The organism is Roseibium algae (assembly GCF_037783265.1).
Classification (GTDB): Bacteria; Pseudomonadota; Alphaproteobacteria; order Rhizobiales; family Stappiaceae; genus Roseibium; species Roseibium algae.
In genome coordinates this window covers 37,320-59,381 of sequence record NZ_JBAKIA010000005.1, presented here as the reverse complement: position 1 = coordinate 59,381, position 22,062 = coordinate 37,320, and the positions used below count along the sequence as shown (strand labels likewise).

Genomic DNA, 22,062 nt, shown 5'->3' with positions numbered 1-22,062 from the left:
TTTTGATATCTAAAGGGAATGCACTGTGAAAGCCGTCATCTATGCGCCGCTAGAAACGACCGTAACAGCCTGGGTGGGGCGTCTCCGCGCTTTGATGCCAGACTGGAGCATTAACGCATTGGACGATGAAATCGATCCGGGCTCTGTCCAATATGCCGTGGTTTGGCGTCCGCGTGTCGGCGATATGGCCAGGTTTCCAAACCTGAAGGCGATTGTCTCGATTGGTGCGGGTATCGATCATGTTCTAATGGACACTGAGTTGCCCAAACATGTTCCGATCATCAGGACCGTTGGTGCCGACCTGACACAATTCATGCGTGAGTATGTAGCCCTGCATGTCTTGCGTCATCACCGCAACCGACCCCATCAAGCCGCAGCCCAGGCTCGCTCTGAGTGGGATGCAGTGGAGGTTGCTCCGGCGACCCAAAGGCGCGTTGGCGTGATGGGGTTGGGTAATCTGGGCGCGGCAGCAGCGCAAACCTTGTCGGGGCTTGGGTTTCAGACTTTCGGCTGGGCGCGCAGCCCGCGTGAGATAGACGGCGTTACGAGTTTTGCTGGCAGAGAAACATTCGATGCCTTTCTGGAAGGGACGGAAATTCTTGTTAATCTGCTGCCGTTGACGGATGCGACGAAAGGCATTTTGAACGCGGAGACTTTCAACAAGTTGCCCAAGGGCGCTTGCATCATCAATGCTGCCAGAGGGCCTCATCTTGTTGAAGCCGATCTGCTGGCGGCATTGGAAAGCGGTCAGATAAGCCAGGCCACACTGGATGTCTTCAATACAGAGCCATTGCCTTCCGATCACTGGTTCTGGAGTCATCCTGCGATTACGGTCACACCGCATATTGCTTCCCGTATTGATGCGGGCACAGGTAGCCGGATCATTGCCGCCAATCTCGAAACCTTCGAGAAAACAGGCACCGTAGCAGATGTCGCAGACGCCAAACGCGGCTATTGAGCCTCGAATAGTTGACCACGATCTACAGGTCTGAGAAATCAAGGGCTTGCCCGCCTCATGGCATTAATCCAAGGGGCGGGCGTTTTATTTTGGGTTACTGGCCGATGCCAGGGCTCATAATTGACGTTCTAATGGCGCTTGAAACGACGCTCCAATTTCCCGAAAACAGCAAGAAACATCAGGCAAAAAAGGTCTTGTTACCCGGCTGAATGTCTTGACGCTACGGATCAAACCCTTACCCTTTTTTAGAGGAAGAGTTGTATTTCTCTCCGACACGCGTTTCAAGTAACTGAAACAAAACGTATTTTTTGGCGTTTTCGTATCTTGTAACATAGAATATCTACTCCTGACCTTTCATAGTCATTTGTGAGTCCGCGACTGGTCTATCGTGGCCCAAGAGGAAACCGATATTCATGAACTTCAAACAAATGGAGGCCTTCTACTGGCTGACACAACTTCAGAGTTTTCGCCGTGTCGCTGAAAGGCTTTCTCTGACCCAACCAGCCGTATCAGCTCGGATCGCTTCTCTCGAAGATGTCTTGAACACGCGGTTGATCGAGCGGGATATGCCGCATTTTCAGTTGACGGAGCAGGGGCAGCAAGTCGCTGAATATGCGGAGATGTTCGTCAATCTCGGTGAGGCAATGAACTCGCGTCTGGATGAGAAACGGCAGCGCCATTTTGCCGTAGGAATGGTGACCATGGTCACCATGACCTGGGGAGTTCTTTTTCGGGATATGGTTGCGGAGGCTGCTCCGAATGTCCTGTTGGATTTTCATTCCGGCACAAATCAGGAGTTGCGCCGTCTGCTGCGCGCCGGTGTTCTGGATATGGCATTTCTGACTGATGAGGCAGATCTGGGGCGCGTGCCAAACAGCTTTACCGTTCAATATAACGTTGGGTGGGTTGGCAGCCCGGATTTGCTTGGTGACCTGGTTCAACCGCTAAGCAATCGGGACCTACGGCAATTGCCGATCATTCTCTACCCGCCCAGCTCTCCATTGACACAAGTCCTTTCGCGTATGTTGAATGAAAGCCGCACGAGACCTAATGCACGCCATGTCGGCAATTCACTTTCGTCCATCTGTGAAATGTTGCGCCGGGGATATGGTATTTCTGCTGTCGCTCTGGCTCAGGTGGAAGACGACCTTGTGTCTGGAGCGCTCAGATTGATCGAGACGGACGAAAGCATTGCCCCGCTTGATATTTGCTGGGTGCACATGAACCGGGCCCGAAAGGCGCAAGTACGGCAAATATATGGAATTGCCGAGAAAGCAGCGCGGGAATGGTGTGAGGCCAACCCGCGCTACGTCAGTTTCAAAGAACCTACTTCTGATTAGGTCGTTTCAAAACCCTTGGATACATGGTCCCTGATAAGGCCTGCGCCGATGGCAACAAGCCTTGAACTCAGCTCCTTGCCGGTTTCAGCGCTGGAATAGGCCGGATCGCCGCCCCAAACCCCGTGGGGTGCAGCTTCCAGAGCCTCGACCGGTGCCTGGATTTTGGCTCCGCCATAGCTGATCGCATTGATACCACCGACGTCGACGCCGCGAACCTTGCCGCTCGTTGACGGTTTCTCGCGCAGATCCAGCCGAAGAATCTCAGGATAGTAGTGCAGCCCAATCGAGGTTAGCGGATCCCCACCATGCCCAGATGATTTTGCTGCGCCTTCCGTTCCAAGGATGTCTTTCAGCAATTCGTAGCTGAGCTGCCAAAGGTAAATGGACGGCACGAAGACGCCCGTCGTCTGGCGCCAGCGATGGGTTACCTCGGTGATGGCGGTCACGTTGCCACCGTGCCCGTTGATCAGCATGATCTTCTTAATGCCGTGCCGGGTCAGGCATTTGAAAATATCGTCCAGAATTGCAACCAAAGTGGTTTGCGAGATGGCAATCCCGCCATGGGTCGAACCAAAATAGTCTGAGCCACCAAATGGAATGCTTGGTGTTACAAACGTTGGAACGCCAAATTCGCGTGCTTTGCGAGCCATGTCCAGGGCGACGCACTCTGCGCCCAGATAATCACCCATTGGTGCATGTGTTCCCTGATCTTCCAGGGATCCCATTGGAACAAGGACAACAGCTTCGTCGGTCAGGAACTGGCGGGATTCCCCGCTTGTCAGCTCTGCGATTTTTAGCTTTTCGGTTTCGGACCAACTCATATTTATTGAACTCCATTCAATATGTTATCGCGGATACAGGCCGAGAAGCGTGTCTCCTCGATCTGACGCAATTTCGGGATTTCGGCTGCGCAGGCATCTTGCACATAGGGGCAGCGGCTGCTGAACACGCACCCTGGAGGGGGATTGACGGGCGAGGGGATCTCACCGGTCAGCCGCATGCGCTCCAAACTGGGTTTCAGGCTTGGTTCGGCGGAAACCAGAGCGGCCGTGTAGGGATGAGCAGGGCTGAAGTGGATGTCGTCCGCACGGCCGATTTCCATCACCCTGCCGAGATACAGCACCATCACCCGATCTGAGATGAAGCGCACAACCGAGAGATCATGACTGATGAACAAGATCGATACGCCGGTTTTTTCTCGCAAGTCCGCCAGCAGGTTCAAAACCTGAGCCTGGATTGAAACGTCCAATGCAGAGACGGCTTCGTCGGCGACGATGAACCGTGGTTCAACCGCTATCGCGCGGGCAATGCCGATGCGCTGTCGTTGCCCCCCGGAAAACTCGTGTGGCAAGCGGCCGAGAAACTCCGGCGAGAGACCGACCATTTCAAGGAGTTCATTCAACCGGCCTTCGCGCTTGGCACCCATATGAAGCTGATGGGTGTCGAGAGCTTCCGACAGCACGGCACGGATCGACTTGCGCGGATCCAGACTGGCGTAGGGATCTTGAAAAATGATTTGGATGTCTTTGCGGACCGCCCGCAAATCTTCCGGGCTCAAGTTGGCTAGGTCCCGGCCGTCGAATTTAATTGTGCCACTATCGGCTTCGATCAGCTTCAATACTGCTTTGCCCAAAGTAGACTTTCCGGAACCGCTTTCTCCAACGAGACCCAGCACTTCGCCAGGCGCGATGCTCAAATCAACGTCCCGAAGCACCGGAATGCGGCTCCTACGGAAGAAGCCCTTCTTTGATGTGGGATAGCTTTTGTTGAGCCCCCGGACTTCAAGCAAAGCTTGTTTCATCACATTGCCTCCTTGAGCATTTCTGTCGCTGCTGTCGCTGCTGTTGCTTCTGGTGCAAGCAGACAGCGCGCGGCACGAATGCCGTCTTCGGAGCTGTAAAGGGCCGGATGAAACTCGGCGCAGAGATCCTGTGCCTTGGGGCATCGGTCGCGAAAGGAACAGCCTGAGGGGCGTGAATGTCGCAAGGGAGGTGTGCCGGCGATGGCACCAAGTCTGTCGCCGCGTGATGAGTGCAGTTCGTTGTGCAGCGACGGCATGCTCTCCAGGAGGGCTGCCGTATAGGGATGGTGCGGATCGAATAGAACTTGCTCTGCAGGTCCTTGTTCGACAATCTCGCCTGAATACATCACAGCCACGCTGTCGGCGATGTCAGCTACGATACCGAGATTGTGGCTAATGAACAGCATACTCAGTCCAGCAGCCTGATCCGCGCGCAAATCCCGAAGAAGGTTGATGATTTCCGCCTGAATGGTGACATCCAACGCAGTTGTTGGCTCGTCAGCGATCAGGACTTTGGGTTCGCAGAGCAAGGCCATTGCAATCATCATGCGCTGGCGCATTCCCCCCGACAGTTCGTGCGGATAGCTGTCGAAGCGCCTGGCTGCCTCCGGGATGCCGACGCGCTCAAGCGCTGCGATGCAACGGTCTCGCGCGTCGTCGGACGAGAGTTCCATATGAGCCTGAAGGGTTTCCATCATTTGTGCCCCGACCCGTAGCACCGGATTGAGCGAGGTCATCGGCTCCTGGAAGATCATGGCAATGTCGTTGCCGCGCACCGCCTCTGCGGTCTTTGTGTCCAGAGACGTGAGATCCACGGTCGCACCGGATTTGCGTTCGATGGCAATATGTCCGTTTGCCGGGCGAATTGCAGAGGGCAGCAACGCCATCAGTGCCAGCGATGTCAGGGATTTTCCTGATCCACTTTCGCCCACCAGAGCGGTGCATTTGTTGCGTTGGATGGTCAAGGTCAGGTCGCGCACCAGTTCGACTTGCGTGCCGGACTTATCCTGATCGTACACCAATGTTAGGTTGCTCAGTTCTGCCACGTTGTCCGGGGCAAGTTCGACAATCTGAGATGTTGTTTTACTGGCGGATGAAACAGCATCCTTGCCGTCCTCCATGCCCTTGGGATCCAGAACGTCGCGGAGCCGGTCACAGAAAAAATTGATGGAATAGATTGTCAGGCAGAGCGCTGCACAGGGGACAAAAATTCCAAGAGGATCCTGATCCATGAATCCACGAGCACCGCGGATCATCTGACCCCAGGACGGGGCCGGAGGCACAACTCCGAGGCCAAGGAAAGAGAGACCTGATTCAACGGTGATTGTCGCAGCAGCCGTCAATGAGAACTGAACGGAGATCGCACCCAGGATATTGGGCAGGATCGTCGATAGAACGATTCTGCGCGGCCTTGTTCCCAAAGCGCGGGAGGCCTCGACGAAATCCAGGGCAGACACTCTAAGCGTTTCTGCATAGGCAATGCGGGAGAACGAGGGAAAATACAAAAGCGCCAGCACAGCAACCAGCGTTGTTGCTCCTGGGCCAAAGATGGTCACGACAAGCAGAGCCAGAAGGATGGGCGGGAAGAACAGGACGACATCGGATACGCGCATCGCGATGAATTCGAACGGGCCTCGGAAATAGGCGCCGATCAGTCCGATGAATGTTCCAATCGCCAGCGCAATGAAACTGGCGAGAAAGGCAACTGTGAGGGACACTTGGCCGCCGTATAAAACCCTTGCCATCCTGTCCCGACCAAATTCATCCTGGCCGAATGGGTGACCCCAGGATGGGCCTGCCATGCGCTTTGAGATTGCAATCTGAATCGGGTCTGCAGAGGTCAGCAGCGGTGCTGCAAACATTGCGGACACCAGTAATAGCAGCAGCAGGCTCGGTAGGATCATCCTGCGTGGTATTGGCAAACGGGCAAACGTCATGACAGGCGGATCCTTGGATCGAGTGCCGAATAGATCATTTCGACCATGAAGTTGATCAGGATGAACAGGGCTGAAACAACTAGGATCACGGCTTGCACGGAGGGATAATCCCGCTGCTGCACAGCAGTCACCAGGTAGCCCGACAGTCCGGGCCAATTGTAGACAAACTCGATCAGCACGGTGGAACCCAGCAATATCCCCATTTGCAGCCCAACCACCGTCACGATTGGCCCCAGTGCATTGCGCAACACATGGCGTCGCACAACCAGCTTGCGCTGCAGCCCTTTCGCGACGGCTGTGCGCACCCAGTCATGGGTGCGCATTTCCAAAACGCTGGCACGGGTCATCCGGAAAATGATTGAAAACAGATGTAATCCGACTGTTATGGCGGGCAGAGCCAAAAGCTTCAGGTGCAACAGGGGATCTGCTGAAAAGCTTACGTACCCACCCGCTGGTAACCAGCGTAGCCATTGGGCAAAGATGTAGATAAATAAGGTACCGGTCACAAACCCGGGTACCGAAATGAGAATGGCATTGGCCGCAGAGACCACTTGGTCAAAGCTTTTGCCTGGGCGAAGTCCAGCTAAGGTGCCCGCCGGAATGCCCGTGATCAAACCTAGCGCCAAACCGGCCAGAATAAGTTCCAGCGTTCTTGGCAGGCGCAGGGAAATCGTTTCGCCCACGGGAACCTTGTCAATCAGGGAGGACCCGAAATCGAACTGAATTGCTCCGGTTAAGAAGTCGAGGTACTGAGCCGCAATGGGTCTGTCGAGCCCCATTTTGTGCCTGAGATTGTCAATGGATTCCTGGCTGGCAACTTCCCCGTCCGACGACAGCAGAAGTTCTGCCGGGTCGCCGGGAACGATGAACAGGACCGCGAAAACGACAGTTCCCACGATCCAGAGCATCAGGAGGGCTGCCAGGCCGCGACTGAGGGCGAAACGTATCATTTCTTGGCTTAGCTCGGTTCTGACACATCAAACGAATAGGCCGATGAGCTGTTGAGCCAACCCGGAAATGCCTTGAATCCCTTGACGGGCTTCTGCATCGCATGGGCTTGGGCTCGCCAGTTGATTGGTACCTGCGGTACTTCCTCGAAGTAAGCCTTGGCCAGTTCCTTGTAGATTGCCCCGCGCTCGGCCTCATCCATTGTGGCGCGGCCTTTTTCGAGCAGCTCATCGATCCGTGCAGATTCAAAACCGAACGACCGCGTATAGTTTGCGGGGCCGGAATGAAGCAGCGGCCAGAGGGCATTTGGATCGTTGTAGTAGCCCGAAAGACCGTGCACGGCTATGTCGTAATCGCCTTCCTTTCCCTTCTTCACCCGGGTTGCCCAGTCCGGCAAGTCGAGAGTCGTATTGATGCCGATCATTTGTAGATAGGCTTGGACGATTGAAGCGGTGTCCTGGTGCATGCCGTAGGTTGATGTTGCCAGCAACCTGCAGGAGAAGCCATTGGGGTAACCTGCCTCGGCAAGCATGGCTTTCGCCTTTTCCGGGTCAAAAGTGTATTCGATCGATGGGTCTGAGACATCATAGGGTGAGCCGGGAGGGTTTGGCATGCCGACCAGAGGCGTGCCTCTTCCGGCAAAAGCTCCGTCAACCACGTCCTGACGCTGGATCGCATAACCCACCGCCTGGCGCACTTTGGGATCTTTGAATGGCCCCTCTTTGGCGACGTTGAACAACATAAGCATGAACGGGCTGACCGTAGCGCCAATTTTAAGCGTTTCGGATTGCTCGACTGCGTCGAATTGGGGCCAAGGCAAATATTCGATGACATCGACGTCGCCGGTTTCCAGGGCGGCGTAGCGAAGGTTCTGATCCGCATAGGCCGTGAACCGGATTTTGTCGCAAATCGGTTGATCTGGGCTGTAGAAGTCATCGAACTTCGTGACTTCGATGAAGACGCCGCGTTCATCTGCCGTTTTGACAAATGGACCACAGCCAATCGGGTTGTCCGGGGCGCTGCCTTTCCAGACCAGTCCGGCGCAGTAATTGGACAGCTCCTTGAGGAAGATAGCCGATGGGAGCTTGAGTGAGAATTTGACGGTTTTCGCGTCGAGAGCCTCGATCTTTTCGATGTTTAGGAAGGAGGACTTCAGATAGGCTGAGGACTCTTCGGCGACAATGGAGTCAAAAGTAAAGATCACATCTTCGGCTGTTACAGGCTCGCCGTTGTGAAAGACCGCATTGTCGCGAAGCTTGAAAATGACCGTTTTGGGATCTGGCCATTCGTAGCTTTCAGCGACTTCCGCCACCAAGTTTGCTTCGGGGTCATAGCCCATCAGTCCTCGGTAGAGGCAAAGTTTCACGTTGTTTGAAGAATTTCCGGTATTGTTCCACGGGGAAAGCCCGGGAGGAAAAGTTGATAAACCATAGCGTAGCGTCTTGCCATCGGCGGCCCATGTCTGGCCGGGCAGGGCCAGCGCGGTCATGCCTGCACCAATACCTGTCAGGACAGAACGCCTGCTGACATTCAACTTATTTTGGGAAAGATCGGGCATTTTGATGTCACCCCGTTTTGATAGCTGGAAGGTTTTATGCCGCTTCATATGTCGGCTATCCCTTCAGTTCGCGCCATAAGGTTGGGGCATGTCCAATTGAAAAAAATTTTCTACATGAAAAAAAAATTTATGTTGGCGTCGGCTATTCTACTTACTCATAAAATTTCTTTTGAAATTGAAAAAAATTACCTTTTGGGCAATGCGCCACAGCACTGCTAATTTGGAAATAATCAGATTTCCAACGGGAACAATTATGACCCATCCTCTTCCGTTTAAATGCGAAAAACAGACTGCCCACGGACCTGCCGGCATTGTTGTTACCAATCATCCGCTGGGCAGTTCAGCTGGAACTGAAATGCTGGCGGCGGGCGGTAATGCCGTGGATGCTGCGGTTTCTGCTCTCCTGACGCTGACGGTCGTCGAACCCATGATGGTGGGGATTGCTGGCGGCGGTCTGTCACATTTGCGATTGGCGGATGGCACGCATGTGGTCATGGATGCGCTGGCCTGCGCTGCCAAGGGTATGCATTCGCAGATCTATGAGCCGATCTCTGACGAAATGCCACGCTATATGGAAACAAAGGACCGCCGGAACACAGTGGGCCCGTCTGCCGTGGCGGTGCCGGGCAATCTGGCCGGGTGGCATCAATTGCACCAGAAATACGGCAAGCTTCCCTTTTCTGATCTTGTGGAACCGGCCATTCGGGCAGCGTCTCGTGGTTTCTTCGCCACCCACTATCTCAGTGGCTCCGTGAATGAATTCAAGGAGGATCTGGCAGCTGATCGGTCGCTTGCTGCGGTGATGATGCCTGAAGGACGTCCGCCGCGCTTTGGTGAACGTGTCTTTATGCATGATTATGCCGAAAGCCTGCGTCTGATTGCGCGGGAAGGGGCTGCTGCGCTGCATGGCGGCGCGCTGGGGGCGGCGTTGGCCGAGTCCATGCAAACGGGAGGCCCGGATGCAGGCTGGGTCACGCTTGAGGACTTGCGCGCCTATCGTCCGGTTGAGCGTGGGGTGATCACGGGAAATTATCGCGGCTTTGAGATTGTTGGACCTCCGCCACCTGCGTCTTCAGGTGTTCATGTCACCCAGATGCTGAATATTCTGGAAGGTTACGACATTGCTGACATGGGGTTTGGCAGCCCCGAGACGCTTGACCTTCTGGCGCGCACCATCGCCCTGGCCTTTGCGGACCGCCGCGCTTCCTCGGGTGATCCTGATTTCGTCGATGTGCCGGTGGAGCACCTGACGTCCAAGGCCTATGCAGCCGAATGTCGGGCGCGTCTTGGCGTGAAGGCTCCTGCAGCGCCCGGCTATGAAAGCCGTGATACGACCCATGTCACTGTGGCTGACAAGGACGGCAATATCGTTAGTGCCACCCATACAATCAACGGGTTGTTCGGCGCACGGATGATGGTGCCCGGTACGGGGATTATTCCGAACAATTACATGATGAATTACGATCCGCACCCGGGTCAGGCCCTGTCCATTGTACCGGGCAAACGGGTGCCGACCTCGATGGCTCCGATGATCATCTGCAAGGACGGAACGCCACGCTTTGCGCTGGGACTTCCAGGCGGATTGAGGATTTTCCCCTCGGCGATGCAGGCGATTGTCAATTTGATTGATCACCGCATGAGCTTGCAGGAGGCTGTCGAAGCTCCTCGTATCTGGACACAGGGCCAGGAGGTGGAGATCGAAGAGCCGCTTGCTCCTATGGAAAATGCGCTGCGCGAAAAAGGCCATGACGTCAAAGTGGTGCCACATATCGGCGGCGGGATGAACGCGATTTCCTTTGATGAGGATGGCATGAGTGGTGCCGCTTGCTGGCGTGCCGATGGGACAGCAATCGGCATCGGTGGGGGCTTGGCGCGACCTGGCGTGCGCTTCTGGCCGGATCAGTCTCCCGATGAAGATGCGGAGTCAAGTAATTGATAAAGATCGTTATTTTGGACCCTGTTCCTGTCGAACGTTTGGATCGGGTGAAGGCCTTCCTGCCGGACGATTGGACACTGGAGACTGCTGTCTCCCGCGCTCCACAAGATCAGATGGACATTCTGCAGGGCGCAGACTTCGCCATCGTGTCGGATGTGCCGGTGACGGCAGACATGATGGCCACCTCTGGACTGCGCGCTGTGCATAAATGGGGTGTGGGTTATGACAGCATCGATTGCTCAGCGGCCCGTGCCCACGGTGTCAGGGTTCTGCGCACGACCGGTTCCAATGCGGTTGCGGTGGCAGAAACTGTTCTTGGCCTGATCCTGGCACTGAACCGCAATCTGGTGCGCGGGCATGTGGCTGTGGCGAAAGGACTCTGGCCCAAGTCTGAGCTCGGTGTCACGTCCATGCGGCTTTCAGGTAAGACGGTCGGGATTGTCGGTCTGGGCAATGTTGGCAAGGTCCTGGCAAAGTTGCTGTCCGGTTTTGGCTGTCAGATCCTATACACCGGCCGCACACGGATGAGTGCAGATGTCGAGGCCGAGCTGAATGTGCGCTATGCCTTACTTGAGGATCTGCTAGCACAGGCGGATGTGGTCAGCTTGAACTGCGCTCTTACGGACGAAACGCGAGGAATGATCAATCGACAGACCCTGGGATTGATGAAACCCGGTTCATTGCTGGTGAACGCGGCGCGCGGCGGCGTGGTGGTGGAGGCTGATCTGGCTGAAGCCCTGCGATCCGGGCATCTTCGCGGGGCCGCAAGTGATGTATTTTCTCAGGAGCCGGTGGAACAGGGTAACCCGCTGATCGGTCTGGACACTGCAATCAACACACCGCATATCGCAGCCATTTCCGCCGATGGATTCGCACCAACCGTGACCCGCATGATCTCCAACCTGAGAACTCTCTTGTCTGGCGAAGAACCGCCAGAGTTGGATGTTGTCGTCTAAAGGCGGCGGTGAAGCACTGCAAACATGGCAGTGAAGTCCTGTTAGCAGTGATCACGCCTCTCAGTTGGTGAGCAGACCTGGCTTCGGGAAGACAGGCCAGCTATCCAAAATTTGGGAATGCCAGTCTGTTGTTCTGCCGCCGGAGCCAGGCCTAATTCATTCGCTAGGGCGCACTTCAGACATAGCTCAATTGCTTTTGAATGGCACCTGAAAGTCGGGGCTATATGGAATAAGTTGATTTAAATTCAGCTGCTTACTTTTCTTCTTTGCCAAAGTGATTCACCAAATCTGCGATGGCTTCGTTCAGGGGCTTTGCAATGTCTACGGTCACGGTGTTTTCGTCATTGCCCGGTGTTTCCAGTGCCGCGAATTGGCTTTCGAGCAGGGACAGAGGCATGAAATGGCCTGCGCGTTCCTGCATTCGTAATGCGATCAGCTCTTTGCTGCCGGCCAGATGAACAAAGCTGACCGGCCCTTGGGCTGTCTTGCGGATCTCATCCCGGTAGATCCGTTTAAGCGATGAACAGCCGATGATGATCGAGGTTTCGCTGCCCTGAAGGGCGCTGCCCACGGCTCCAAGCCACGGCCAGCGGTCTTCGTCCGTCAAGGGCGTGCCCTTCGACATTTTCTCGATGTTGTCCGCAGGATGCAGGCTGTCGCCGTCCAGAAAACGCCAATCCAAAGCCTCTGATAAATGTTCTCCGACGGTGGTTTTGCCGCAGCCGGCAACACCCATGATGATGACCATGCGCTTCATATCAGAGCGATGCCGTGATGCCGCCGTCGACGAACAGAGTATGTCCGTTAACGAAGGAGGATGCATTGGAGGACAGGAAGATGCAGGCACCGACCAGTTCTTCAACCTTGCCCCAGCGGCCAGCAGGCGTACGCTTTTCCAGCCAGGAGCTGAACTCCGGATCGGCGACAAGCGCGGCGTTTAGCGGCGTGTCGAAATAACCAGGTGCGATGGCGTTGCACTGTAGACCATGACGGGCCCAATCAGTTGCCATGCCCTTGGTCAGGTTTCCAACCGCGCCTTTGGTGGCTGTGTAGGGGGCAATGGAGGGACGGGCGAGGACAGTCTGAACGGAGGCGATGTTGATGATCTTGCCGTGGCCGCGTTTGATCATGTGGCGCGCTGTTGCCTGTCCAACGTTAAAGACAGACGAGATGTTCGTGCGCAGAAGCTTGTCGAAGTCTTCTGGCGAGAAGTCTTCCAGCGGACCGCGGTGCTGCATGCCTGCGTTGTTGACGCAGATTTCGATTGGGCCATGTTCGGTTTCAAAGCTATCGACGGCTTTTTGAACAGCTGCATGATCTGTCGCATCAAAAGCGAGCTGATGGATGGTTGCACCGGTATCTGCAAGACTGTCTGCAGCGGTCTGCAATTTGGTCTTGTCCCGTCCGTTGAGGACGATGGAAGCGCCTGCTTCTGCAAGGCCTTTGGCCAAGGCATAGCCGATGCCCTGTGAAGAGCCGGTGATGAGGGCGGTGCGCCCAGTCAAGCTGAACAAGCCGGTTTCGGTCATGAGGCGCTCCTGAAAATTTGCCGTCGACAATGGTCATTCGTCTCTATATGTTATCGGTAACATTGTCAACGAAACTGACGGAGATATTCATGACGTCCAGCCCAGAACCTGTTGAGATCCTTCAGGTCGGACCCTATCCGGATTGGGACCAAGGCCCTTTGGACGCGGCCTTCAAAATGCATCGTTATTTTGAAGCCGACGACAAGGAAAACTATCTGAAGCAGGTGGCCGGTCAGGTGCGCGCAATTGCAACCCGCGGAGAACTGGGCGCGACGCGGGCCATGATCGAAGCCTTGCCGAAACTCGAAGTGATTTCGGTCTATGGAGTTGGTTATGACGCTGTGGATCTGGCGGCCTGCCGTGACCACGGCATTCGCGTGACCAACACGCCGGATGTGCTCACCAAAGACGTTGCTGATCTGGGTGTTGCCATGATGCTTGTGCAGTCGCGCGGTATGATTGGCGCTGAAAGTTGGGTGAGGGACGGCAGCTGGTCCTCCAAGGGGCTTTACCCGCTCAAAAAACGTGTGTTCGGCAAACGGGCTGGCGTTCTTGGCCTCGGCCGTATCGGCTTTGAAGTTGCCAAGCGTCTGGCGGGCTTCGACATGGACATTGCCTATAGCGATGTTGCTGCAAAAGACTACGCACCAGACTGGACCTTTGAGGCTGATCCGATTGAGCTGGCCCGCCGCTCGGATTTCCTTTTCGTGACTTTGGCCGCCTCTGTGCAAACTCGCCATATCGTCAACCGCGACGTGATTGAGGCGCTTGGACCTGAAGGCATGGCTATCAATATTTCCCGGGCGTCCAATATTGACGAAGAGGCGCTTTTGACTGCGCTTGAAACGGGCACTCTGGGGTCAGCTGCCCTTGACGTGTTTGAGGGCGAACCAGCCCTTAACCCACGCTTTCTGGAGCTGGACAATGTTCTGCTCCAGCCACATCATGCCTCGGGCACATTCGAAACCCGTCAGGCGATGGGGAAACTTTTGCGGGACAATCTGACCGCTCATTTTAACGGTGAGCCGCTGCTCACCCCGGTTCTGTGAGACCTATCATGCAAGCGATTGTTATTCATGCTGCCAAGGACTTGAGGGTCGAAGAGCGGGAAGCTGGAACGCCTGGTCCTGGGGAAGTGCTGGTTAGCCTTGCCGCTGGCGGGATTTGCGGCTCGGACCTGCATTATTACAACCACGGCGGCTTCGGCGTGGTTCGCTTGAAAGAGCCGATGGTTCTCGGACACGAAGTCTCCGGCAAAATCAGCGCTCTTGGGGAAGGTGTCAGCGGTCTGGCGCTAGGAGATCTGGTTGCCGTGTCTCCGTCTCGGCCATGTGGTGGCTGCAGCTATTGCCAGAAGGGCCAACATAACCATTGTGAGAACATGCGGTTTTATGGCTCTGCCATGCCATTCCCGCATATTCAGGGGGCTTTTCAGCAGAGCCTTGTCGCGCAGGCTGTGCAATGCGTGAAGGCAGATGGCTTGTCTGCTGGTGAAGCTGCCATGGCAGAGCCGTTGTCTGTCTGCCTGCATGCCACACGCAGAGCTGGCGAGATCCTGGGCAAAAAGGTTTTGATCACTGGATCCGGTCCAATCGGCGCTTTGTGCGTCTTGGCGGCGCGGTCTGCCGGTGCGGCGGAAATCGTTGTGACGGATCTGTCAGACAGTGTTCTGGCCTATGCGACGCAGGTCGGGGCAGACCGGGTGATCAACACGGCAAGCGAACCTGAGGCCCTGTCAGCCTATGCCGTAGGCAAAGGCTATTTTGACGTCCATTATGAGTGTTCTGGCGCAGCTCCGGCTCTGGCTGGTGCCATCCCAACCTTGAAGCCGCGGGCGGTCATTCTGCAGTTGGGTCTTGGCGGAGATATGAGCCTTCCGGTTCAGGCAATGACGGCGAAGGAGCTCGATTGGCGCGGCTCATTCCGTTTCCATGAAGAGTTCGCCATTGCGGTCCGGCTGATGCAGCTTGGACAGATCGATGTGAAGCCGTTGATTTCCCACACAATGGGGTTTGCAGACGCGGTCAAAGCGTTCGATCTGGCCGGTGATCGCAGTCAGGCTATGAAGGTGCAGCTAGCCTTCGGTTAATCTGTTTAGACCATCTGAATCAGGAAAGGGCGCTCTGGTAGCGCCCTTTTTATTTAGGAAGAATGGACCTGTTGCCGATCAAAGCCTGAACATAAAACAGCCCCGCCTGTGGTCGCAGGCAGGGCTGAAGTATTACATTATCTCAAATGAATGCCCCGCAAACTCGGAAGCTGGTTTCCTTGCTTGCGGTGCAAAACAGCGCTTTATTTCAACTGGCTGCAGGCCTTTTCAATCCGGTTGCAGGCCTCTTCAATCACTTCCGTGCTGGTTGCGATGGACAGGCGGAAATATGGCGACATTCCGTAGGCTGTGCCATGGATGGACGCAACGCCGACTTCTTCAAGCAGATAGATGACGAAATCCAGATCCGATTTCAACACCTGACCGGATGGCGTCGTCTTGCCGATTGCGCCAGCACAGCATGGGTACAGGTAGAACGCGCCATCAGGTGCAAGGCACGAAAGTTCGGGGATCGCGTTGAGCCGGGCAACGGCCAGATCGGCACGTTCACGGTAAACGGCGACGCTGTCCGTGACGAAATCCTGCGGTCCGGTCAGTGCTTCGGCTGCGGCTGCCTGGCTGATGGAAGATGGGCAGGAGGACATCTGGGACTGAAGCTTGTTGATCGCGTCGATTAAGGGCTGTGGGCCTGCGGCATAGCCGATCCGCCAGCCGGTCATGGCGTAGGATTTGGAAACGCCGTTGACGATCAATGTCCGATCCGCGATTGCCGGAACGACAGCGGAGATTGTTTGTGCCGAGCCAGATGTGTACCAGATCTGGTCGTAGATTTCGTCGCACAGAACCCAGACCTGCGGATGCCGGGAGAGAACCTCTCCAAGAGCAACGAGCTCAGCTTCGGTGTAGGCAGCACCAGTCGGGTTGGACGGGGAATTCAGCACCAACCAGCGGGTCGCCGGTGTGATGGCCGCTTCAAGAGTGGCCGGGTTCAGTTTGAAGCCGTCTTCTTCTGCGCATTTGACCACAACAGGTTTGCCACCGTTGGCAATCACCATGTCAGGATACGATACCCAGTAAGGTGCCGGAATGATGACTTCGCTGCCAGCTTCGACAGAGGCCATCAGCGCCAGAAACAGGATCTGTTTCCCGCCGCCGCCCACACAGATCTGGCTGGACTTGAAGTTAAGACCCAGACGCCGCTTGAAGTCATGCATGACTGCATCGCGGAGAGCAGGTGTGCCGTTGACCGGGGTGTATTTTGTCTCTCCAGCCTTGATCGCAGCGATCCCGGCGGCCTTGACTGTTTCCGGTGTGTCGAAGTCCGGCTCTCCGACGGTCATGTCGACAATATCCTTGCCGGCATTACGCAGATCACGGGCCTTTTGGGCGGCCGCAGTGCTGGGTGAGATGCTAATGTCTGAAACACGACGTGCTGGAACAAAGGTTGACACGGTCAACTCCGGATTTTGGGTTTCTTGTAGAACAGTTCAACAATTGAAAACGTAGCCTGAGAAGTCAGGCTACGTCTTGTTTGGTCAGAGGATGACGTTGTCGCCATCGCGCTTGGCCGTGCGAAGTCCGCCCGGAACCTGAAGGGTTGGCATCAGTTCAATCATGCCGATGTTGACGTAATGCGGAGCGTCAATGGCGTAGGCGACGGCATCTGCGATGTCGGACGTCTGCGGCATCTCGAAGCCTTCGAAATACTTCTTCTTGGCCAGAGCAGGATCAATTTTTTCGACCTTGGCAAATATGTCCGTTTCGACGCGGCCAGGGCAGATTTCGGTGACCCGTACACGACGTCCAAATGCATCGACGCGCAGCTGGCGCGACACTGTGTGCATGGCAGCTTTGGTGGCGTGATAGACCGTATGACCGCCAAATTCGTAATGACCGGCAATGGATGTGATGTTGACGATGTGGCCGCTGTCGCGCTCCATCATGCCAGGCAAGAGAAGGCGGGACAGGTGCAGTGCTGCGCGCAGGTTAACGTCGATCTGCTCGTCAACATCGAAGGCATCGGACGACAGCAGATTGCCCGGACGTGATACACCAGCATTATTGACCAGAATGTCAACTTCCAGACCACTGAGCAATTCTGTGACAGCTTTCAAGTCTGACACATCAATGGCATGAGGGATGACACCGCAGTGCTTTTCAAGGTCTGCAAGCTTTTCGGCGTTACGTGCAAGTGCATGCACGGTGATGCCATTGGCGCGCAGACGTTCGGCGATAGCCCAGCCCATTCCGGCAGAAGCTCCGGTCACGATGGCTGTCTTATAGTCGGAGAATGGCATTGTAGTCCTTCCTGGAGAGTGAATATCTCGTTAGTTTTGCTTTAGCTGTCTTGCGACAGCGGTGTGATGGTGCCGCCAGCCAGGGCAATGCCGTCGCGCAACATTTGCGCCAGCTTGACCGCTCCGGCGGTGTCTGAATGGATGAGAATGGATCGCACGGGCATATCGATAGTCGTGCCATCGATGGCTTCAATGGTCGCCGTTTCAATCACCTTGAGCACCCGGGCTAAAACGGCATCGGGTTCATGAATGACAGCGCCCGGCTGGGCACGTGGCGCGAGTTGTCCGTCTGGAGTATAAGCACGATCTGCCAGAAACAGCTTGACCGTTCGGCTTCCAGCTGCCAATGCAGCGACGTCCAGCGCACTGCCCGGCAGGACCAGAAAAGCAATCTCCGGATCAAAGGCCCGTGTGGCCCGGACAAGCGCTTCGGCTGTATCCGGATCGGAACTGGCAAGATTTCCCAATGCCCCATGGGGGTTCATATGGGTAATCTTATGGTTTGCACGGGTGGCCAGTGCTGATAGAGCTCCGAGCTGATACAACACATGAGCTTCCAGTTCCGGCAGCGCCATGTCGATCCGGCGGCGACCAAAGCCCATCAGGTCCGGATAGCTGACATGCGCGCCAAGGTCGACGCCATGCTCCTTTGCCAGACGGATAGTCCGGTCCATGATGACAGGGTCGCCCGCATGATAGCCGCAGGCAACATTGGCCGAGCTGACCAAGCCCATCAGGGCCGCATCATCGGCAATCTGATAAGGGCCGAAGCCTTCGCCCATGTCGGAATTCAGGTCGATTTTCATGAGCTTGGTTCCAAGGTCAGGAGAGTGTCGCCATAGCCGGTGATACGGCCTGCTTCGGGCAGATCACCGGTCAAAGTGCCTGCAATAGGAGCGCAGACTGTTTGTCGTGCAGAACCAAGTGCGACGTAGCCGAGAACTTCACCGCTCGCGACGCTCTGGCCGATTACTATTGGCTCAAGGCCATCATCGAGCCCCCTTGGCGCATAAGTTCCGATACCTGGGCTTTTGGCCGAAATCTGTGCGGGTTTGGCTACAACCGTTGGAGCGGTCGCCATTGGCGCTACGCTGTCCGCTGGCAAGACCAGCCGCAATGTCAGGTCAGGGGCCTCCACGAGAAGCGAAGATACAGCATTGGCCCGCATGGCCGTGACAAGCTGATCGAGATCTTCCGAGGTCATGATTATCTCCAGCCCTGTTGCAGGCGTTTCATGGCTTTACAGTCATTGGCCAACGTGGAGAACAGCTCCTGCATGTCGCGTTCGGCAGAGCGTGCTCCGTCCAGATCTGTCTGCACAAACCGAAGGCTATCGCCGGGCAAGGCCTGTCCCAGTCGCCAGAGATCCGCGCTGATTACAGCTGCAATTTTGGGATAACCGCCCATGGTTGCGGAATCGGCCAACTGGATGATCGGCTGCCCTCCGCCCGGAACCTGTACGATGCCTGGAATGATGCCGTGTGAGCGCAATTCCCCCACATGATCGCGGGTCAGCTCCGGTCCGTGAAGGCGATAGCCTTGCCGGTTGCTCTGAGGCGTTATCCGATAGGTTTCAGACCAGAAAGCTGTAAGGGCAATATCTGTGAAGCTGTCGTGTTCTGCTGCTGGCAAGGCCCGCAGTTCAATCGTCTCGCCGCGTGGTTGGCTTAATTCGGGAAGTGAAATGCTGACGCCATTTGAAGGGAAATCAGCAGGGGGCGTGAGTGCTGGCTTCAAAATGTCGCCTGCGCGCAGAATTCGGCCTTCGAACCCGCCAAAACTTTCGCGCAGCTGGGTGCTTCGCGAGCCAAGGATTTCCGGTACATCGACGCCGCCATAAACAGCGAGATAGACGCGGCCACCTTGTTGAAACGGGCCGATGTGAAGTTCCTGACCAGCCTTGGCAAGTCCTGCCCAATAACGCGGGAGCGGAACATCGTCTAATCGGGCTCCGCAGGCAGCCCCGGTCAAAGCGAAGACCTGATCTTCGGAAAACCGAAAGCTTGCCGGAGACAGAGGAATTTCCAGCGTTGCTGCGCCTGCCTCATTGCCAAGCATCATGTTGGCCAATTTCAACGCAACCGGATCCATTGCACCAGCACGGCCAAGACCCTGAAACCAGTGATTGTCCCGGCCCAGATCCTGCACAGTGGCAAGGGGGGGGATGCTGAGGATCTCAATCATGGGGTCACCGCCAGGGGATTGAACTTGATTCTGTCCCCAGGCCGCAGCAAAGAGGCCGGGCTGCGCAGAGGATCGAAAAACTTGACGTCGGCAGTGCCAATTGTGTTCCAGCCGCTTGGGCCAGCCGAGGCGGAAACGCCGGTTTGCATGCCAGCCAGCGACAGGGAGCCGCCAGGAAGACTGGTCAAAGGCACTTTGCGGCGCGGTGTTTCGAGCCGAGGATCCAAACCGCCGAGGTAGCAATACCCAGCGTGGCTGCCGACAGCGTAAACCGTGTATTCTGCCTCTGAGTGCAGGCGGATGACGTCCTGGACACTGAGGCCTGTCATGTCTGCAACATCTTCCAGATGCGGTCCGCCTTCGCCGCCATAATGGATGCCAACTTCCAGAAGTGTGCCTTCAACAAGCTTGCTCATGCCGCTGTCCCAAGCCGCATCAAGTTGAGAACTCAAGGCGTCGAGATCCTGTGGTATGTCGTTGAACAACAGCGTCAGATTTGTCATTCCGGGAATGGCTTCCCGGACATCAGGCCAGTTCGCAGCTGTGTCCGCGATAGCCCATATACGTTGCTGGTGCGCGAGATCGAACGGGCAATCTGGCGTGAAAAGCACAGCGTGGCTGCCGAGCATGGAGAGGCGAGAAGTCTCAATCTGCATTGTTGGCCTCCCGCGTTTTGAGCCAGTGTTCCATGTGATGAATGCTCACGCCGCCTGCGCAAAACTCTGTCTCGTCCATGATTTGCCGATGCAACGGAATGTTGGTCAGGACGCCTTCGACCTGCATTTCAGCCAGTGCGCTGCGCGCGCGCGCGATGGCCTCGCCGCGGGTCTTGCCGTAGGTGATAACCTTGCCGATCATTGAATCGTAAAACGGAGAGATCGTCATGCCAGCTGTGGCATGGGTGTCGACACGTACACCGGGGCCGCCGGGTAGATGAAGGCTCGTGATTGTGCCCGCGCTTGGTGTGAAGCTGGTTGGGTCTTCCGCGTTGATCCGACATTCAATCGAATGTCCTGTCGAGTGCACATCATCCTGCGTCAAGGTCAAGGCTTTGCCCCGAGCCACGTCGATCTGCATGGCGACAATATCGAGACCGGTGACCATCTCGGTCACGGGATGCTCGACCTGAACGCGTGTGTTCATTTCGATAAAGAAGAACTGACCGTCTTCATAGAGGAATTCGAATGTTCCTGCGCCGACATAGCCAATCTCGCGACAGGATGCGGCGCAGCGCTCTCCGATTTCCGCAATCAGAGTACGATCAATGCCAGGAGCTGGAGCTTCTTCGACGACCTTCTGGTGACGCCGCTGCATGGAGCAGTCCCGGTCTCCGAGCCAGATGGCGTTGCCATGGCTGTCGGCGATGATCTGGATTTCAACGTGGCGTGGTTTGCCGAGGAACTTCTCCATGTAGATATCGGACTGGCCGAAGAACCGACCAGCTTCCTGGCGGGTGAGCATTGCCGCTTCAATCAGGTCATCTGCGCTTTCGACGACGCGCATTCCGCGTCCGCCACCGCCGCCAGCAGCCTTTATGATGACCGGATAACCGATCTCGTCGGCAATCGTCGCAATGGTCTCTGGATCTTCGGGTAGTGTTGAATCTGGCCCTGGCACACAAGGCACGGAAGATGCGATCATGGCGCGCTTGGCAGAGACTTTGTCACCCATCATCCGCATGACATCGCCGCTTGGCCCGATGAATTGCAGACCCGCTGCAGCAACCGCATCAGCAAATTCGGCGCTTTCGGCCAGAAACCCATAGCCAGGGTGAACCATGTCTGCACCGCAGGTCTTGGCTGCGGCCAGAAGAGCAGGGATGTTGAGATAGCTTTTTCCAGCGGCAGACGGTCCGACACAGATGGACTGGTCAGCGGCTTTTAAATAGGGAGCATCTCGGTCTGCCTCAGAATGAGCGCAGACGACGCGCAGACCCAGATACCGACAAGCGCGGATAATCCTGAGGGCAATTTCGCCACGGTTCGCGACGAGAACTGTTTGCGGCGTCTTGGTCATGCCGAGATCCTGAAAAGTGGGGTTCCCGGGTCGACCTGAACTCCGTTGGTGATCAGGATTTCCTCCAGGGTGCCTGCTGCTTTCGCGCTGACGGATGTCATCACCTTCATGGCTTCAATCACATAGAGAGTTTGCCCGGCAGAAATGGTGTCACCGACTTGCACAAATGGCGCAGATGCGGGGTTCGGCTTGAGATGGCACAAGCCTGACATTTCGGCCTTGATAGTCAGGTTGTCCGGGGCGGGCTTGGAGGCAGGCAAGATGGACTGCTGATCTTTTGTTGAGGCTCCACCAACCGTGACAGGTGGCACACTTTCATCCCGGACAATCTGAAACCTGACGCCATTTTCGGTCAGGTCCAGTTCCTTCACACCTTTTGCTGACATCCATTCCATGATGGAGGTCAGATGCGCGGCTTCGACGGTCATTGTGCGGCTTAAATCCCTGTATTCTGCGCATTAAACGCAGCGTATTTCCTTTCAAATTTTTAGCATGAGCAGAAAATGATGATGTCAGACTGGTTTAGAATGACTGAGTTTTGCTGTGTTGCAT

21 protein-coding genes are annotated in these 22,062 nt (G+C 55.9%); 6 read left to right on the top strand and 15 right to left on the bottom strand.

What is annotated here, in order from left to right; genetic code table 11:
* Positions 1–25: 25 nt before the first annotated feature.
* Positions 26–958: a 2-hydroxyacid dehydrogenase gene (locus V6575_RS09240; protein ID WP_340274017.1), complete on the top strand. Its 933-nt coding sequence runs from the start codon at positions 26–28 to the stop codon at positions 956–958.
* 413 nt (positions 959–1,371) lie between these two features.
* Positions 1,372–2,298 (top strand): LysR family transcriptional regulator, encoded by a 927-nt coding sequence (locus V6575_RS09235; RefSeq protein ID WP_340274016.1) that lies wholly within the window; start codon positions 1,372–1,374, stop codon positions 2,296–2,298.
* Here V6575_RS09235 and V6575_RS09230 read toward each other — a convergent pair.
* Genes V6575_RS09230 through V6575_RS09210 form a run of 5 tightly spaced genes read right to left on the bottom strand, consistent with a single transcriptional unit; the run spans position 2,295 to position 8,542 of the window.
* On the bottom strand, positions 2,295–3,119 hold the full coding sequence (locus tag V6575_RS09230) for a creatininase family protein (RefSeq protein ID WP_340274015.1): 825 nt from the start codon (positions 3,117–3,119) through the stop codon (positions 2,295–2,297). The genes V6575_RS09235 and V6575_RS09230 overlap by 4 nt on opposite strands.
* Before the next feature lie 2 nt (positions 3,120–3,121).
* Entirely contained in the window at positions 3,122–4,102 is a 981-nt protein-coding gene (locus V6575_RS09225; protein ID WP_422785549.1) for an ABC transporter ATP-binding protein, read from the bottom strand.
* Positions 4,099–6,036, bottom strand: coding sequence for a dipeptide/oligopeptide/nickel ABC transporter permease/ATP-binding protein (locus V6575_RS09220; protein ID WP_340274013.1), 1,938 nt, complete (start codon positions 6,034–6,036; stop codon positions 4,099–4,101). The genes V6575_RS09225 and V6575_RS09220 overlap by 4 nt, the downstream gene beginning before the upstream one ends.
* Positions 6,033–6,986 carry an ABC transporter permease gene (locus tag V6575_RS09215; RefSeq protein WP_340274011.1) on the bottom strand — a complete coding sequence of 318 codons (954 nt, stop codon included), beginning with the start codon at positions 6,984–6,986 and terminating at the stop codon, positions 6,033–6,035. The genes V6575_RS09220 and V6575_RS09215 overlap by 4 nt, the downstream gene beginning before the upstream one ends.
* An 8-nt stretch (positions 6,987–6,994) precedes the next feature.
* Positions 6,995–8,542 carry an ABC transporter substrate-binding protein gene (locus V6575_RS09210; protein ID WP_340274009.1) on the bottom strand — a complete coding sequence of 516 codons (1,548 nt, stop codon included), beginning with the start codon at positions 8,540–8,542 and terminating at the stop codon, positions 6,995–6,997.
* A gap of 253 nt (positions 8,543–8,795) precedes the next feature.
* Here V6575_RS09210 and ggt point away from each other — a divergent pair, with 253 nt between their 5' ends.
* Positions 8,796–10,478, top strand: coding sequence for a gamma-glutamyltransferase (ggt, locus tag V6575_RS09205; protein ID WP_340274008.1), 1,683 nt, complete (start codon positions 8,796–8,798; stop codon positions 10,476–10,478).
* Positions 10,475–11,434, top strand: coding sequence for a 2-hydroxyacid dehydrogenase (locus V6575_RS09200; protein ID WP_340274007.1), 960 nt, complete (start codon positions 10,475–10,477; stop codon positions 11,432–11,434). Before ggt ends, V6575_RS09200 begins: the two co-directional genes overlap by 4 nt.
* Positions 11,435–11,687: 253 nt before the next feature.
* Here V6575_RS09200 and V6575_RS09195 read toward each other — a convergent pair whose 3' ends face one another.
* Together V6575_RS09195 and V6575_RS09190 are read right to left on the bottom strand one after the other, a co-directional pair.
* Positions 11,688–12,191 carry a gluconokinase gene (locus tag V6575_RS09195; protein WP_340274006.1) on the bottom strand — a complete coding sequence of 168 codons (504 nt, stop codon included), beginning with the start codon at positions 12,189–12,191 and terminating at the stop codon, positions 11,688–11,690.
* Position 12,192: 1 nt separating this feature from the next.
* A complete protein-coding gene (locus V6575_RS09190) occupies positions 12,193–12,963 on the bottom strand; it encodes an SDR family oxidoreductase (RefSeq protein WP_340274005.1) in 771 nt (256 codons plus the stop codon).
* 89 nt (positions 12,964–13,052) lie between these two features.
* Here V6575_RS09190 and V6575_RS09185 point away from each other — a divergent pair, with 89 nt between their 5' ends.
* Positions 13,053–14,012, top strand: coding sequence for a 2-hydroxyacid dehydrogenase (locus V6575_RS09185; protein ID WP_340274004.1), 960 nt, complete (start codon positions 13,053–13,055; stop codon positions 14,010–14,012).
* 8 nt (positions 14,013–14,020) lie between these two features.
* Positions 14,021–15,052: an L-idonate 5-dehydrogenase gene (locus V6575_RS09180; protein ID WP_340274003.1), complete on the top strand. Its 1,032-nt coding sequence runs from the start codon at positions 14,021–14,023 to the stop codon at positions 15,050–15,052.
* A gap of 203 nt (positions 15,053–15,255) precedes the next feature.
* On the opposite strand, the gene V6575_RS09175 is transcribed toward V6575_RS09180, so the two are convergent.
* The 8 genes from V6575_RS09175 to V6575_RS09140 form a co-directional block, all read right to left on the bottom strand.
* Positions 15,256–16,464 (bottom strand): aspartate transaminase, encoded by a 1,209-nt coding sequence (locus tag V6575_RS09175; protein WP_340274002.1) that lies wholly within the window; start codon positions 16,462–16,464, stop codon positions 15,256–15,258.
* A gap of 84 nt (positions 16,465–16,548) precedes the next feature.
* The gene (locus V6575_RS09170; RefSeq protein ID WP_340274001.1) at positions 16,549–17,310 is read right to left on the bottom strand and encodes an SDR family oxidoreductase; all 762 of its coding nucleotides are present in this window, start codon (positions 17,308–17,310) and stop codon (positions 16,549–16,551) included.
* A gap of 41 nt (positions 17,311–17,351) precedes the next feature.
* A complete protein-coding gene (locus V6575_RS09165; RefSeq protein WP_340274000.1) occupies positions 17,352–18,116 on the bottom strand; it encodes a LamB/YcsF family protein in 765 nt (254 codons plus the stop codon).
* Positions 18,113–18,514 (bottom strand): hypothetical protein, encoded by a 402-nt coding sequence (locus tag V6575_RS09160; RefSeq protein WP_340273999.1) that lies wholly within the window; start codon positions 18,512–18,514, stop codon positions 18,113–18,115. Before V6575_RS09160 ends, V6575_RS09165 begins: the two co-directional genes overlap by 4 nt.
* 2 nt (positions 18,515–18,516) lie before the next feature.
* On the bottom strand, positions 18,517–19,494 hold the full coding sequence (locus V6575_RS09155) for a 5-oxoprolinase subunit C family protein (protein ID WP_340273998.1): 978 nt from the start codon (positions 19,492–19,494) through the stop codon (positions 18,517–18,519).
* Positions 19,491–20,150, bottom strand: a complete 660-nt coding sequence (gene pxpB, locus V6575_RS09150; RefSeq protein WP_340273997.1) for a 5-oxoprolinase subunit PxpB — start codon at positions 20,148–20,150, stop codon at positions 19,491–19,493. The genes V6575_RS09155 and pxpB overlap by 4 nt, the downstream gene beginning before the upstream one ends.
* Positions 20,140–21,510, bottom strand: coding sequence for an acetyl-CoA carboxylase biotin carboxylase subunit (gene accC / locus V6575_RS09145; RefSeq protein WP_340273996.1), 1,371 nt, complete (start codon positions 21,508–21,510; stop codon positions 20,140–20,142). The genes pxpB and accC overlap by 11 nt, the downstream gene beginning before the upstream one ends.
* Positions 21,507–21,938, bottom strand: a complete 432-nt coding sequence (locus tag V6575_RS09140; RefSeq protein WP_340273995.1) for an acetyl-CoA carboxylase biotin carboxyl carrier protein — start codon at positions 21,936–21,938, stop codon at positions 21,507–21,509. Before V6575_RS09140 ends, accC begins: the two co-directional genes overlap by 4 nt.
* Positions 21,939–22,062: the final 124 nt, after the last annotated feature.

What these genes read in the sequence shown, in the direction of transcription:
- V6575_RS09235 (WP_340274016.1), top strand. Translation starts at nt 1,372, where the DNA reads ATGAACTTCAAACAAATGGAGGCCTTCTACTGGCTGACACAACTTCAG.
- V6575_RS09230 (WP_340274015.1), bottom strand. Translation starts at nt 3,119, where the DNA reads ATGAGTTGGTCCGAAACCGAAAAGCTAAAAATCGCAGAGCTGACAAGC.
- V6575_RS09220 (WP_340274013.1), bottom strand. Translation starts at nt 6,036, where the DNA reads ATGACGTTTGCCCGTTTGCCAATACCACGCAGGATGATCCTACCGAGC.
- V6575_RS09215 (WP_340274011.1), bottom strand. Translation starts at nt 6,986, where the DNA reads ATGATACGTTTCGCCCTCAGTCGCGGCCTGGCAGCCCTCCTGATGCTC.
- V6575_RS09210 (WP_340274009.1), bottom strand. Translation starts at nt 8,542, where the DNA reads ATGCCCGATCTTTCCCAAAATAAGTTGAATGTCAGCAGGCGTTCTGTC.
- ggt (WP_340274008.1), top strand. Translation starts at nt 8,796, where the DNA reads ATGACCCATCCTCTTCCGTTTAAATGCGAAAAACAGACTGCCCACGGA.
- V6575_RS09195 (WP_340274006.1), bottom strand. Translation starts at nt 12,191, where the DNA reads ATGAAGCGCATGGTCATCATCATGGGTGTTGCCGGCTGCGGCAAAACC.
- V6575_RS09190 (WP_340274005.1), bottom strand. Translation starts at nt 12,963, where the DNA reads ATGACCGAAACCGGCTTGTTCAGCTTGACTGGGCGCACCGCCCTCATC.
- V6575_RS09185 (WP_340274004.1), top strand. Translation starts at nt 13,053, where the DNA reads ATGACGTCCAGCCCAGAACCTGTTGAGATCCTTCAGGTCGGACCCTAT.
- V6575_RS09180 (WP_340274003.1), top strand. Translation starts at nt 14,021, where the DNA reads ATGCAAGCGATTGTTATTCATGCTGCCAAGGACTTGAGGGTCGAAGAG.
- V6575_RS09170 (WP_340274001.1), bottom strand. Translation starts at nt 17,310, where the DNA reads ATGCCATTCTCCGACTATAAGACAGCCATCGTGACCGGAGCTTCTGCC.
- V6575_RS09165 (WP_340274000.1), bottom strand. Translation starts at nt 18,116, where the DNA reads ATGAAAATCGACCTGAATTCCGACATGGGCGAAGGCTTCGGCCCTTAT.
- V6575_RS09160 (WP_340273999.1), bottom strand. Translation starts at nt 18,514, where the DNA reads ATGACCTCGGAAGATCTCGATCAGCTTGTCACGGCCATGCGGGCCAAT.
- V6575_RS09155 (WP_340273998.1), bottom strand. Translation starts at nt 19,494, where the DNA reads ATGATTGAGATCCTCAGCATCCCCCCCCTTGCCACTGTGCAGGATCTG.
- pxpB (WP_340273997.1), bottom strand. Translation starts at nt 20,150, where the DNA reads ATGCAGATTGAGACTTCTCGCCTCTCCATGCTCGGCAGCCACGCTGTG.
- accC (WP_340273996.1), bottom strand. Translation starts at nt 21,510, where the DNA reads ATGACCAAGACGCCGCAAACAGTTCTCGTCGCGAACCGTGGCGAAATT.
- V6575_RS09140 (WP_340273995.1), bottom strand. Translation starts at nt 21,938, where the DNA reads ATGACCGTCGAAGCCGCGCATCTGACCTCCATCATGGAATGGATGTCA.